We start from the raw sequence: 12,620 nt of genomic DNA, 5'->3' as shown, positions 1-12,620 counted from the left end.
CAATTTTTAATGCCATAGAAAGTTTTGCCCCTAGCAACGTACAACAGTAAAGACTATTGGAGGTTACGTGATTATTTAGATGTATTGGATTGTCTTCACGGGCAAAGTTACTTCTATTTCACAAGTAATAAATCGCAAATTATGGAGTTGTGCGAGTGGATAGAGACTCGAACCAGCGACAATGCTAATCCATTCAAAGGAGCAAATATCAGTACAACGGCAAATGCAACAACATACGACTCTAAGTTTACCTATATAATGTATCACATCAAGAGGTAGGGAAGCGGAATAAAATACACGGCTCAATTGCCGTGTTTTTGTACTTTTATATATATTTGTCTGTGATAATAAAATCCTCAAAAAATATAGATTTCATTTTGAATTTGGGTACATTTCGTTTTGCGGATTATAATTATTTTTTTTATAATCATTTGAATTTATAGCTAACTTATATAGTTTGTCGCACTCTAAAATCCTCCTTTGAAGAGAGTAAGTCTATGAAAATAGGATACATAGCAAAAGGCGGAAGATGTTTTTTTAGCTTTTACATCCCCTATTACTTCCTTGTTTTTCACTCACACCCTTCAAAGGGGGAATCAGTACGATAAACCATTTTGGGTTAGCTATGTCTATCCGCTAAGTCCTTGATAAAACGTTTTTATATGATCAATTTCAAAGCTATTATCTTGCCCCAAAAGGAATTGGAAAGCAAAAAAAGCTCCCACTACAATGAGTAACACCCCTGCGTAAAAAAGCATCTTTTTTGAAGTTGAAATTGCTAAACGAGTTAACAAAGCCATTATACTTGCAAAAACTAAATAAAGCAAGACTACCAAAAAATTATGATTTGCCCATCCAGTGATTAGCAACAATAATAGTACGGGAGCGTAAAGCCAAAACAACCCTTTTGTAACTCTATTTTTATCTTGATTTCGCAACAAAACATAACCCAAAACCCCGATAATCAGTAAAAAAAGAGGTAAAACCAAAGAATGATACCCATAAAGCAACACACCGCTTATCAAATAAGCCAAAATTCCTAAACTACTATTGAGTAAGATTGTTTTCATAAAAAAAAATTTTTCAAATAAATACAGTACGATTACAACTTTGTAGCCATAAAAAACCACAACCGAAATCAGCTTCATCACAATTCGCTGTTACATATTCTTCAGGGACAAATAGACACCATCTACAACTACATTTTCTTCGTGCTACACTTGGAATGCTAGAACCATTTAAATTTTCTCCTAGATAGTATGTTTCTTTCAATCCTTCAATGTAGTCAATAAACACTTTTGATACTTTTTCTTTTCCTAGGAATGAACCAGAATAATCATAATCATCTAATGAAGTAAACATTAACATAAAATCTTCTTTGGGAATATTATTAGCTAATCTGATGGTTGCTTGATTGAATGCCAAATATTTATCCTCATTTCCAAAATCCGAAATAAAATCTTTAATTACTCTAATATCAGCTCTAATTTCATTATCAAAATCTTAGTTTAAAAGGTATTCCAATTTATCAGTCCAAAGTTTTTGTTTGACATCAAAAGAAGCATTTTTAAAATCTTCACGCACTACACCTATCCCTTTCTCTCCGATAAATTCCTTTCTAAAAGACTTTTTTTCGGAAATGGTTTCTGTTCTGTCACAAGATGCAACAAAGGCAACGAGCAAAATAACTACAACAAAAGTTTTAATTTTAAAATTTAAATTAAACAAAATATCATATAGCTATATTCAATACTTTCAGCAAATTTACCTCCTTTCTTGTAACCTTGTTATTCGATTTTAGAATAAAATGACTTTTATACTTGTTTTTTCGTAAAAAAACGCTACCTTGCCAGAAAATTATAACCACACAGCTATGATTTTCTTAATAAACATCCGCAAAAAACGTATTGAAAAAGGTATTTCACAAGAAATGATGGCTTCGGAATTGGGAATTTCACAATCTGCTTATGCCAAAATAGAAAATGGTCAGCAAAAATTACCTATCCGAATGCTGATGCGTATAGCAAATATACTTGATGTCCCGATAGATAGCCTCTTTGAAAAGAAATAAAAATGAACAGACAACTTACCACTTACTCCTCAAAAAAAAATCATTGATTGAATGTAGGAAACTTTAACTTGAAATTATTCAAAAATTATCTTCCTTTTTAATTAACTTCATATACTACCACACCACATAACTTAAATAATAAAAAAGAGCAACTTAGGGTTTGCTCTTTTTTATGTTTTTCGCTTTTACTTTATCTTCTGTCCTTTCTCTTTCCCAACTTTTATTCCCACTCAATGGTGGCTGGTGGTTTGGAGCTGATATCGTAAACCACGCGGTTAACACCTTTTACTTTGTTGATAATCTCGTTGGAAATTTGCTGTAAAAACTCGTAGGGTAGGTGTACCCAATCGGCGGTCATTCCGTCAGTAGATTCCACAGCACGTAGTGCAACACATTTTTCGTAGGTACGCTCATCGCCCATAACCCCTACGCTGTTAACAGGAAGCAATATGGCACCAGCTTGCCAAACTTTGTCGTATAATTGGTGTTTTTTAAGTCCGTTTATGAAAATGGCATCGACCTCTTGGAGCATTTGTACTTTTTCGGCGGTAATATCTCCTAAAATACGAATGGCAAGTCCTGGTCCGGGGAACGGATGCCTACCGAGCAGTTCGGGGTCAATACCCAGTGAGGCGCCCACACGGCGTACTTCGTCTTTAAAGAGCATCCGCAAGGGTTCTACCACTTTGAGTTTCATAAAATCAGGGAGTCCACCCACGTTGTGGTGACTTTTTATGGTTGCAGAAGGTCCTTTTACGGAAATGGACTCAATTACATCAGGATAAATGGTACCTTGTCCGAGCCATTTGGCATTTTCTACCTTTTGTGATTCATCATCAAAAACCTCTACGAAAACACGCCCGATGATTTTTCGTTTTTGTTCGGGGTCGGAAACCTCTTTAAGAGCTTGTAAAAATCGCTCAGAAGCATCAACCCCTTTCACGTTCAGCCCCATACCTTCGTACTGTTTGAGTACGTTTTGGAATTCGTTTTTACGAAGTAGTCCGTTATTCACAAAAATACAATGCAATTGTTTGCCAATGGCTTTATTGAGTAACACGGCAGCAACGGTGGAGTCCACTCCTCCTGAAAGCCCCAAAACTACCTGTTCATCGCCTATTTGTTCTTTAAGATTTTTAACGGTCATTTCTACGAAATTATCAGGTGTCCAACTTGGGGTGATTCCTGCAATTTCAATGAGGAAGTTTGCTAAGAGTTGTTTTCCGTGTGTAGAATGATACACTTCCGGGTGGAACTGAATGGCATAAGTGGTTTCGCCCTCAATGCGATAGGCGGCATTAGCAACATCTTTGGTACTTGCCAAACATACTCCACTTTGTGGTAGCTGTTTGATGGTGTCGCTGTGACTCATCCACACTTGGCTGTTCTGCGGAATATTTTTGAAGAAAGGTTCGTCAGCTTTAATGAATGTAAGATTGGCACGTCCGTATTCACGGATGTTTGACGGAGCTACTTCACCACCATTGAAGTGTGCCAAATATTGAGCACCGTAGCATACCCCAAGTAAGGGTTTTTTGCCACGAATTTGGCTTAAATCGGGGTGTGGGGCTTCTTCATTTCGTACCGAAAAAGGTGAACCTGAAAGAATCACCGCCGAAAAATCACCAACATTTTCGGGCAAGTGATTGTACGGATGAATTTCGCAATAAATATTCAGCTCTCGAACCCTACGGGCAATCAGTTGGGTGTATTGCGACCCAAAATCTAAAATAAGTACACTGTTCATTGATGTAATGCTCTATAAATTAAATCGTTAATTGTAACGAATTTGTAAATCATTGTTTGAAATAAACCTTGGCAAATATAAAAACTATTTTTTGTTTATTACCTATCAAGTAAATAAAACATTAGCCAAAATTGAAAACGATTTGGCACGTAAATTGGTTGTTTGCTAAGTAAATAGCAAAGTTATGAAACCCCAAAAAGCACCCAAATGTGATTTACAAGCCCTTTCAGGAGTATATTTTGCCATCGGGCTGGTAATAGTAACGTGTTTTAGTTTGTTGGCTATCAATACTGAATTTAAAAAATCGCCTATGGAGTTGGTTCAATTCCCCGAAGTTAACCATTCGTTAGACGAACCTATTTTTCAAATAGTTGTTGAACCGCCTTTGCCTACACAACCACTAACAACATACGTATATGAAGGTGGTTGTCGTTTACCACTCGACACTTTGGATATTCTTGCTGTAAAAGATACTTTATTAGAACCAGAGCAGGATATACCTTATTATATAGTCCAAGATAAACCTAAATTTGAAGCCTGTAAAGATGTTTTGGGAGAAGAGTTTAACCGATGTTTTAAACAAGAATTAGACAAACACGTAAAAGCTCATTTTAGCTATCCAGAAGATTGTCGGGACATTTGTGTACAGGGTAGAGTTTTTGTTAAGTTTCGGATTACCCAAACAGGAGAAGTTGAAGTAATGCAAACGCGAGGCCCGCATCCGTCTTTGGAGAGAAAAGCTGCTGAAATCATCGAAAAATTGCCTTGTTTTATCCCTGGAACAAGTAACGGACAGCCTGTTAATGTTTTATATATTTACCCTATTACCTTTAAACTGCAATCTTAAAATCACAAAAAGATGAAAAAAAATTACTTTTCTTTGGTAAGCATTTTATTTCTAAGTTCAAACAGCTTTGCTTTTGAGATTGATTTGTTTGTTGAAATCCAACACGATTCTATCCGACCTGTTTGTGGTGAGCCTATCATAAATCCCAAAAATTTTTCTGTTGAAGATATCGGTTTTCCTTTCAATGCAGTAGATGAAAAACCGATGTTTGAAGTTTGTAAAAATGTACCCAAAGACAAACAGTTTGATTGTTTTAAAGAAAATTTAGATAAGCATATTCAGAAAAACATGTATTATCCTGAGCATCATCATTGTGAAATGCCATTAAAAACACGTGTTATTGTCCAATTTCGTATCAATATCGATGGAAGTGTTACCATAGCAAATGTGCGTAGCCCCGATGAGTTTTTTGACATCAAAGCACGGGAAATTATTCAGAAGTTACCGCGTTTCATTCCAGGGAAGCATCAAGGAAAACCCGTAGCGGTTTATTTCTTTTATCCCATATTATTCAAGTATGATTAAGTAAAAGCCCACAGATAAGAAGAATCTCTGTGGGCTTTTTTAAAATTGAGTGTCTTATGATTGGAATTATTTAACGTTGTGCATTAGTTTTTTCAAAATCGGATTTAGTAGCATTACCAATACAGCGGCGGCAGCAGGAATAATCGTAAAGAGGAAAAAGAAATGACTTAGCGAATAATTCTCTTTAATGACTTGTACTTGTCCGCCTAAAATGGCTGCCAATTTTTGAGCAATAGCAATGGCAATGTACCACATTCCGAACATAAAGGCAAGCATACGAGCAGGTACCAATTTTGAAACGTACGAAAGCCCCACAGGCGAGATGAACAATTCCCCAATGGTATGTAGTAAGTAAGTGATAACCAAAAATACCATCGAAATTTTTACACCTTCCGATGCCTCCATAGCCCCCAGACCTAAAACTAAAAAACCTAAGGCTACGAAAAGCAATCCGAAACCATATTTAAAAGCAGCTGATGGGTTGTATTTTGAGTCCCAAATCTTGGAAATGGTAGAAGCTAAAGCTATGATAAAGAAAGAGTTTAGGATAGAAAACCACGATACTTTAATTTCAGAAACCTCTGCCGAAAACTCGCGTTGAAGCATCCAGATGGCAGCCCCCCAAATGAGTATAAAACAAAGGAATAGTACAAGGTTTGAGGTCGCGATTTTCTTCCAAGTTACTTGAGCCAATCGGATTAAAACATACGAAATCAAAAGTAAAGGAACTATGGTGAGTAATGTATTTATGATGTTGAAAACCAGTAGTCCGTTGCCTTCCAATCGGCGGTCAATGTAATCTCGAGCCACCAAAACCAACGAGGTAGCACCTTGTTCAAAACTCATAAAGAAGAAAATCAAGAAAAAGGCTAACATAATTACTCCGAACATACGGTCTCTGACAATTTTTTCATACCGAACGATACGTGAAATCACTAAGTAAATGAAAACCAAAAGGGCAAACACAATCATAATGGTTTGTCCGCGAAGCAAATGCCCTCCTAAATTGGTGTCTAAAAAGTGAAAAATATCCACGATACCGTTTTTGGAAAGGGGGTCATTGAAGGCATATATGAAACCAATAACTCCTACTAAAGCGATAAGTATATAGTCTATCACCGTAAACGGATTTCTTTTTTCGATTAGAGTTTCATCGGTTTGGGTTTCTGATTTTTCCACTTTCTTATTCGGTAAACCTAAATCGCCCATAATGGGGCTTGCCAACCAAAACTGAAAAGTACCTAAAAGCATAAAGATACCAGCCAACCCAAAGCCCCAATGCCAACCAAGAGTTTCAGCAACATAACCACAAAGCATCATTCCAAAAAAAGCTCCTGCGTTTACCCCCATATAGAAAATGGTATAAGCGCCGTCTTTTTTTTCAGGAAGATTTTTGTACATAGCTCCTAGAATTGCAGGCATATTGGGTTTGAAAAAACCCGTTCCTAAAACTAAAAGAGCCAATCCTGCGAAGAAAGTAGCGTGAGTATCGAAAGCCATTGAGGCGTGTCCGAGGGTCATAATAATCGCCCCTATAATTACCGCCCAACGTGAACCGATGTATTTATCGGCAAGAATTCCTCCGAAAATGGGTGTGATATACAGAAACATAACATAAGTTCCGTACAGGGCGCCAGCCTGTTCGGCAGACCAGCCCCAGCCGGACATCGGGTCGCCAAAAAGTACTTTAGCCGTTAAAAATTGAATGAGCAAAACACGCATTCCGTAAAAGGAGAAACGTTCCCACATTTCGGTAAAAAACAAAATAAATAACCCAGAGGGATGCCCTAAAACTTTCGATTTGAAAAATACTGAATTTTGCGTATCGGTGGTCATAAATTTACGGATATAAATGTGATTAAATTTTTAGTGAATGATTATGATTTGAGTAAATCGGGTCGTCTTTTAAGGGTATGTTCGTAGGCTTTTTGTTCACGCCAAGCCTCAATTTCAGGGAAATTACCACCGAGTAAAACCTCAGGAACTTCCCAACCCTTATACGATGCAGGGCGAGTGTACACGGGCGGAGCTAATAAATCATCTTGAAAAGAATCGGTTAGTGCCGAAGTTTCATCATTAAGAACCCCTGGTATGAGGCGGATTACAGCATCACATAGTACGGCTGCCCCCAGTTCGCCCCCTGAAAGGACATAATCACCAATGGAAATTTCTTTGGTAATGAAATGGTCGCGCACCCGCTGATCTACCCCTTTATAATGCCCACAGAGAATGATGATGTTTTCATACAAAGATAATCGGTTTGCCATTTTTTGATTAAGTGTTTCACCATCAGGGGTCATATAGATGATTTCGTCATAATTACGCTGATTTTTTAATTTTGAGATGCACTTGTCAATAGGTTCAATCATCATCACCATACCTGCCCCTCCGCCGAACTGATAATCATCTATTTGTTTGTAATTTCCTGTGCTATAGTTTCTTAAATTATGAAAATAAACCTCTGCCAATCCTTTTTCTACAGCTCGTTTCATTATTGAACCCTCAAAAGGACTCGTTATCAATTCGGGAAGTACCGAAATAATATCAATTCGCATTTATCGTAATTCTTTGTTTTTGTTGATTTCGTTTTGCAACTGCCGACGTACTTTTTGCTCTCGGTCAATTGCCGATGCACGGTAGCTTTCGTACTCGGCTTGTAGCTCCTCCAAATCTTTAAGCGATTTTTGAGTAATTACTTTACCTTTTGAGTAGCGCAGTATGTAAAAGACCAATAAAAAGGTTAAAAACAAAACAATGCTCCACATAATAATTGAATACAACCCTTTGGAAATAAGTACTCCGAAGAAATTAAAGCTATCTTTTTCATTATTAGTAGTCTCCAAAGATTTTTCCAAATCGGTTATTTTGACATTGAGCTGCTCAATTTGTTTCTTTTGGTTCTCAATAGTTTCTTTTTTTTCGAGCATCTCATTTTTGAAGCCTTTTAAGGTGTCTGAAATGTTTTTTTGTAAAAGCATCAATTTAGAACGGTCAATGACCTTAAAATGCTGATAAGAATTTGATTTTGAAATTACTTCGTCAAACTGATTACTAATGGTGTTTTCACGTTTTTCGCTGGGTTGTACCTCTTGAGCAATTCCTTTTGAAAAGATAAATACAAAAATCAACAACAAGCACATTGTAAAATTCTTTCTCATAACCGATTTTATTTTTTTTTCAAGGAAACAAATATACTAGGTTTTTATGAAAGGAGAGTAGTAAAAACACTCAATAAGTATAAAATTTTCATTGTTTGAACTTGATATCTAAGAAAGAAATAAATGTCAAAATTTTGATTTACAGGTTTTTGTATTGTATTTAAAACAAGTTTGATAAAAATAAAAATTTAACGAAATTGCAAAACTTATTTAAAAAATATGGTAGGTAATCGGATTTTCTGTACATTTACCCATCAAAAAATAACTTTTTTCTGATGATTATAAATAAAACCGAAATATTAAAAAAACTTAATGATACCTCAAAAGGCAATTTTATGGCTTACTTGGGTATTGAATACGTTGATGTTGGCACAGACTATTTGACAGCTAAAATGCGGGTTACTCAAAACCTAACTCAAATTGATGGTGTTTTGCACGGTGGTGCCACGATTTCTCTTGCTGAAACGGTAGGAAGTGCGGCTGCTTTTTTTCTTTTTAGGGCTGAAAATCAAAAAGTTCGTGGTGTAGAATTAAGTGCAAATCACTTGAAAAGTGTTAAAGTAGGTGAAACGGTTTTTGCAAAGGCTTCGTGCGTACATCGTGGAAAAACCATCCAACTTTGGCAGATTAAGGTAACCGATGAGCATCAGAATTTGATTTCACTTTGTAAACTTTCAACCGTAACGATTTCTTAAATAATAACTTAATCTTTTTATCATTTGGAAAAAAATACGCTTCAATATAACGAAATTATTGGTAAAGCAACCGAATTGCTTGAAAAAGAAATTCCTTTTGTGATTTTTAAAAATCCGAATAGTATGCAAATTCAGCTGATTCATCAGGAAGATAATCAGTTGTTCTATTTCAATGATTCTTTTTCGGTAGAAGGTTTTGTTTTAGCTCCTTTTGATAAGGAAAAACCTACCATTTTTTTACCTGCGGAATATGCTTTTCAGGCTCAAATTGAGTCAATTGATGTTCCAACTGCCACTAATGAAAATCTACCAAACGATGAGGAAGAAACTTTCCGTTACAAAAAAATGGTGGAGCAAACCATTGAAACCATTCAAAACGGAGTTATTGAAAAAGTAGTGCTTTCACGAGAAATTAGCATTTTACAAGAAGGAAATCCACTATCAAGTTTTGAAAGAATGACTCAGAAGTACGCTGATGCGTTTTGCTATTTATTTTATCATTCTGAAGTGGGTACTTGGTTAGCAGCAACACCCGAGATATTGCTTAAAATCAAAGGAAATCAGATAACTACGATGGCTTTAGCAGGGACGCAACCCTATGTTGAACAAAAAGATATCATTTGGAAAGAGAAAGAAAAACAAGAGCAACAAATTGTAACCGATGTAATTGTAGATAAAATACAAGAGTGTGTAAATCAGTTACAAGTATCAGATCCACAAACGGTTAGGGCGGGTTCGGTAGTGCACTTGTGTTCTCACATAGAAGCAACGCTCAAAGAGGAACAAGATGTTTTTTCTGTCGTAAATCAATTGCACCCAACACCAGCGGTTTGTGGTTTTCCTTATGAAAAAGCCTTTGAGTATATTGCTCAAAATGAAGGATATGACCGAGAATTTTACACGGGATACTGCGGAATGATTTCAAATATTGCTGAAAATATTTTAGACTTTTATGTGAACTTGCGTTGTATGAAAATCACTGCAGAGCGCATCTCTGTGTATGTTGGTGGAGGAATTGTTAGTCAATCAGACCCCGAAAGCGAATGGCAAGAAACCCAAAACAAAGCTCGAACAATGCTTTCAGTAATTTGATTTTATAAATATCTTAAGGTCAATGAAATATGTTCGTCGTTTTTTAGGGATTATAGCTGTAATTGTCCTTATGGGTTGGTTGTTTCGAGGTGATATCTATCGCAATCTTATCACTTATCAATCCGTTGGAAATAGAGGAAATTTCGCCCTAAATAATAACGAATTGAAGGTAAAATTGGAAGGTATTTCTATAGAAGATCTTGATATAGAGAATGTTATTAATATTGCTCAAAAAGTTACTTCTGAAACTTTAACTTTTTCTTTTGAAAAGTGTGGAGATAATCCTAATCTGCTATTAGAAACTCAAAAAGCCAATTGTATGGGATATGCTCAATTTTTTGCCTTGGTTTGTAATTATATGCTGAAAAAGAATAATTTGCATAAAGAATGGGTAGCTAAAGTTTATATAGGGAAGTTGAAGTTTTTAGGCAATGATATCCATCAATATTTTCAATCGTCGTTTTTTAAAGACCACGATTTTGTTGTTGTTGAAAATATCAGAACCCAAGAAATCTATGCTGTTGACCCGACTCTTTACGATTATTTTATCATCAAAAAAGTTCGTTTTGTCAGATAGTGGATTGTATAACATTGAAGTAAAAAAAATGAGTATTTCTAGTGCTGGGTTTTGTTTACATCTTGCTTTCGTAACTTTTTTGCCTTTGATAAAAGGTCTTCTTTTCGAGATTTTATACCTTCAAGTCAATATTACACTTTGATATGAAATTGTTTTTTACAAAAAAGACATTTACTTAATGTGTTTTTCCAATTTTTTTCTTACTTTGCACGTCAAAGAAAATTAGATACCATATTTTGATACTCAACATAGCATACATACGTACATTGGTTCTGTTTTTTGCAGTGGGGTTATTCTTTGCCTATGGTCAGCAACCAGCCGAAAAAAGTAAAAAGATAGAAATTGTCAGTGAAAGTGATTTAACTATCGACCAAGAAAAATATCCAGGAGCTACGATCTTCAATAAATCAGGGGATAGTCAGGTGCAATTCAGGCATCAAGGAATAGATGTTTGGTGCGACGTAGCGGTACTTTACGATAAAAAAAATGAGGTTATTGCCTTTGGTAATGTCTTTTTACAACAAGGAGATTCTCTTAAAATGGATAGCCAATACATTGCCTATGACGGAAATTTAAAAACGGCAGTAGCTCGTGAAAAAGTAGTACTTCGTAATGATAAAATGCGACTCGAAACCGAAGAGTTATTTTTAGACCGAAATACTCAAGAGGCATATTACAACAATTTTGGAACCATTATAGACCAAGAGAATACGCTAACTAGTCAATCGGGTAAGTATTACATCATCCCTCGAAAAAATCATTTCACCAATTCGGTTAAGATTGTAAATAAGGATTTTACGGTAGAATCACAAGTGCTTGATTATTATCATATAACAGGTAATGCTTATCTGTATGGGGCTACCACCATAACTGGGCAAGACTATAAAGTTTTTTGCAAAAGAGGCTTCTATGATACTCGTAATGAACAGGGATATTTTATGAAAGAAGCTAAAATTGATTACGATTTTAAAACTTTAGTTGGCGATAGTCTTTATTTTGACAAACGGAAACAATTTTCTTCTGCAACTAATAACATCGTAATTACCGATACCATCAATAAAACTATTGTTAAAGGACATTATGGTGAACTTCATAAGGCTCAAGATTCGATGTTTATTACTCGCAAACCTTTAATTATTACTTTAGTAGAAAAGGATTCGATGTATATGCACGGCAAAAAGATTTTGATTACAGGAAAGGAGAAAAATAGGGTAATTCGTGCCTTTCCTGACGCTCGTATCTTTAAGGTGGATATGCAAGCAAAATGCGATTCTATCCACTCTTCGGAAATCAATGGGCTTACCCAATTGATTGGTCGTCCTGTGGCTTGGTCGGGTGAAAGTCAAATGACAGGAGATAATATCCATCTGATTTCCAACTTAAAAACTGAACAAATGGACTCCTTAAAAGTGTTTGATAATGCCTTTGTGGTGGAAAAAGATACCCTTGGCGACGGATACAATCAAGTGAAAGGCAAGAGCCTGTACGGAAAATTTGAAAATAACCGACTCAAACGTATTGATTTTATTCAAAATACGGAATCCATACAATACGTTTATGACGATAAAAATCAATTGGTAGGCATCAATAAATTGGCGTGTAGTCGTATCAAATTGCTTCTCGATGAAAAGCAACAGATTGATAGCGTTGTTTTTATTACGGATCCTTCAGGAGCGCTATATCCTGAAGACCAGCTTCATATCAACGACCGAAAATTTCGTGAATTCGTGTGGCGAGGTGATGAACGCATTCGAAATAAAGATGAAATTTTCAGTGATGAAGAAAAAAATATGCAGCCCCAACCCATTAGTGGTTTGAAAACACCAGAAGAAAATGATATTGAGGAAATAAATAAAGCCTTTGAAATTCAAGAAAAAACATCTGAAGAAAAATAACGTATACATCTTA

At 35.8% G+C, this 12,620-nt stretch carries 15 protein-coding genes; 8 read left to right on the top strand and 7 right to left on the bottom strand.

Translation table 11 applies throughout. The features are described 5' to 3' along the window. Positions 1–24: 24 nt before the first annotated feature. A complete protein-coding gene (locus CGC47_RS03845; RefSeq protein WP_197063703.1) occupies positions 25–279 on the top strand; it encodes a hypothetical protein in 255 nt (84 codons plus the stop codon). 350 nt (positions 280–629) lie between these two features. Here CGC47_RS03845 and CGC47_RS03840 read toward each other — a convergent pair whose 3' ends face one another. Genes CGC47_RS03840 through CGC47_RS03830 form a run of 3 tightly spaced genes read right to left on the bottom strand, consistent with a single transcriptional unit; the run spans position 630 to position 1,728 of the window. Then, positions 630–1,070 carry a hypothetical protein gene (locus CGC47_RS03840; protein WP_095900009.1) on the bottom strand — a complete coding sequence of 147 codons (441 nt, stop codon included), beginning with the start codon at positions 1,068–1,070 and terminating at the stop codon, positions 630–632. A gap of 13 nt (positions 1,071–1,083) precedes the next feature. Next, positions 1,084–1,455 carry a bacteriocin fulvocin C-related protein gene (locus CGC47_RS03835; protein ID WP_231552406.1) on the bottom strand — a complete coding sequence of 124 codons (372 nt, stop codon included), beginning with the start codon at positions 1,453–1,455 and terminating at the stop codon, positions 1,084–1,086. Between the two features lie 48 nt (positions 1,456–1,503). Continuing rightward, positions 1,504–1,728 carry a hypothetical protein gene (locus tag CGC47_RS03830; protein ID WP_042001881.1) on the bottom strand — a complete coding sequence of 75 codons (225 nt, stop codon included), beginning with the start codon at positions 1,726–1,728 and terminating at the stop codon, positions 1,504–1,506. A 145-nt stretch (positions 1,729–1,873) separates the two neighbouring features. Between CGC47_RS03830 and CGC47_RS03825 the strand changes: the two genes are divergently transcribed. Further along, complete coding sequence (locus CGC47_RS03825; protein WP_042001943.1) at positions 1,874–2,071, top strand: helix-turn-helix domain-containing protein; 198 nt, start codon at positions 1,874–1,876, stop codon at positions 2,069–2,071. 220 nt (positions 2,072–2,291) lie between these two features. Here CGC47_RS03825 and guaA read toward each other — a convergent pair whose 3' ends face one another. Further along, positions 2,292–3,818 carry a glutamine-hydrolyzing GMP synthase gene (gene guaA / locus CGC47_RS03820; RefSeq protein ID WP_042001877.1) on the bottom strand — a complete coding sequence of 509 codons (1,527 nt, stop codon included), beginning with the start codon at positions 3,816–3,818 and terminating at the stop codon, positions 2,292–2,294. A gap of 184 nt (positions 3,819–4,002) precedes the next feature. Between guaA and CGC47_RS03815 the strand changes: the two genes are divergently transcribed. Further along, entirely contained in the window at positions 4,003–4,665 is a 663-nt protein-coding gene (locus CGC47_RS03815) for an energy transducer TonB (RefSeq protein WP_095900007.1), read from the top strand. 12 nt (positions 4,666–4,677) lie between these two features. Beyond that, a complete protein-coding gene (locus tag CGC47_RS03810) occupies positions 4,678–5,190 on the top strand; it encodes an energy transducer TonB (RefSeq protein ID WP_095900006.1) in 513 nt (170 codons plus the stop codon). Between the two features lie 66 nt (positions 5,191–5,256). Here CGC47_RS03810 and CGC47_RS03805 read toward each other — a convergent pair whose 3' ends face one another. Genes CGC47_RS03805 through CGC47_RS03795 form a run of 3 tightly spaced genes read right to left on the bottom strand, consistent with a single transcriptional unit; the run spans position 5,257 to position 8,348 of the window. Next, positions 5,257–7,026 carry a peptide MFS transporter gene (locus CGC47_RS03805; protein ID WP_095900005.1) on the bottom strand — a complete coding sequence of 590 codons (1,770 nt, stop codon included), beginning with the start codon at positions 7,024–7,026 and terminating at the stop codon, positions 5,257–5,259. A 41-nt stretch (positions 7,027–7,067) separates the two neighbouring features. Next, complete coding sequence (gene trmD, locus CGC47_RS03800) at positions 7,068–7,745, bottom strand: tRNA (guanosine(37)-N1)-methyltransferase TrmD (protein WP_042001874.1); 678 nt, start codon at positions 7,743–7,745, stop codon at positions 7,068–7,070. Next, positions 7,746–8,348 carry a coiled-coil domain-containing protein gene (locus CGC47_RS03795; RefSeq protein WP_052456185.1) on the bottom strand — a complete coding sequence of 201 codons (603 nt, stop codon included), beginning with the start codon at positions 8,346–8,348 and terminating at the stop codon, positions 7,746–7,748. A 275-nt stretch (positions 8,349–8,623) separates the two neighbouring features. On the opposite strand from CGC47_RS03795, the gene CGC47_RS03790 reads away from it, so the two are divergent. From CGC47_RS03790 to CGC47_RS03775, 4 genes are all read left to right on the top strand, one after another. Continuing rightward, entirely contained in the window at positions 8,624–9,043 is a 420-nt protein-coding gene (locus tag CGC47_RS03790; protein WP_095900004.1) for a PaaI family thioesterase, read from the top strand. Positions 9,044–9,067: 24 nt separating this feature from the next. Next, on the top strand, positions 9,068–10,135 hold the full coding sequence (locus CGC47_RS03785; protein ID WP_095900003.1) for a chorismate-binding protein: 1,068 nt from the start codon (positions 9,068–9,070) through the stop codon (positions 10,133–10,135). 22 nt (positions 10,136–10,157) lie between these two features. Next, positions 10,158–10,712, top strand: coding sequence for a hypothetical protein (locus tag CGC47_RS03780; protein ID WP_042001871.1), 555 nt, complete (start codon positions 10,158–10,160; stop codon positions 10,710–10,712). Positions 10,713–10,948: 236 nt separating this feature from the next. Then, a complete protein-coding gene (locus tag CGC47_RS03775) occupies positions 10,949–12,607 on the top strand; it encodes an OstA-like protein (RefSeq protein WP_095900002.1) in 1,659 nt (552 codons plus the stop codon). The last annotated feature ends 13 nt before the right edge of the window (positions 12,608–12,620 follow it).

This window comes from Capnocytophaga canimorsus (genome assembly GCF_002302565.1).
In the GTDB taxonomy this organism is placed as follows: Bacteria; Bacteroidota; Bacteroidia; order Flavobacteriales; family Flavobacteriaceae; genus Capnocytophaga; species Capnocytophaga canimorsus.
The sequence above is the reverse complement of the archived record's forward strand: the minus strand, read 5'-3'. Positions and strand labels throughout refer to the sequence as shown.

Coding starts and splice junctions, on each gene's coding strand:
- CGC47_RS03780 (WP_042001871.1), top strand. CDS start 10,158: ATGAAATATGTTCGTCGTTTTTTAGGGATTATAGCTGTAATTGTCCTT.
- guaA (WP_042001877.1), bottom strand. CDS start 3,818: ATGAACAGTGTACTTATTTTAGATTTTGGGTCGCAATACACCCAACTG.
- CGC47_RS03840 (WP_095900009.1), bottom strand. CDS start 1,070: ATGAAAACAATCTTACTCAATAGTAGTTTAGGAATTTTGGCTTATTTG.
- CGC47_RS03805 (WP_095900005.1), bottom strand. CDS start 7,026: ATGACCACCGATACGCAAAATTCAGTATTTTTCAAATCGAAAGTTTTA.
- trmD (WP_042001874.1), bottom strand. CDS start 7,745: ATGCGAATTGATATTATTTCGGTACTTCCCGAATTGATAACGAGTCCT.
- CGC47_RS03795 (WP_052456185.1), bottom strand. CDS start 8,348: ATGAGAAAGAATTTTACAATGTGCTTGTTGTTGATTTTTGTATTTATC.
- CGC47_RS03810 (WP_095900006.1), top strand. CDS start 4,678: ATGAAAAAAAATTACTTTTCTTTGGTAAGCATTTTATTTCTAAGTTCA.
- CGC47_RS03815 (WP_095900007.1), top strand. CDS start 4,003: ATGAAACCCCAAAAAGCACCCAAATGTGATTTACAAGCCCTTTCAGGA.
- CGC47_RS03790 (WP_095900004.1), top strand. CDS start 8,624: ATGATTATAAATAAAACCGAAATATTAAAAAAACTTAATGATACCTCA.
- CGC47_RS03825 (WP_042001943.1), top strand. CDS start 1,874: ATGATTTTCTTAATAAACATCCGCAAAAAACGTATTGAAAAAGGTATT.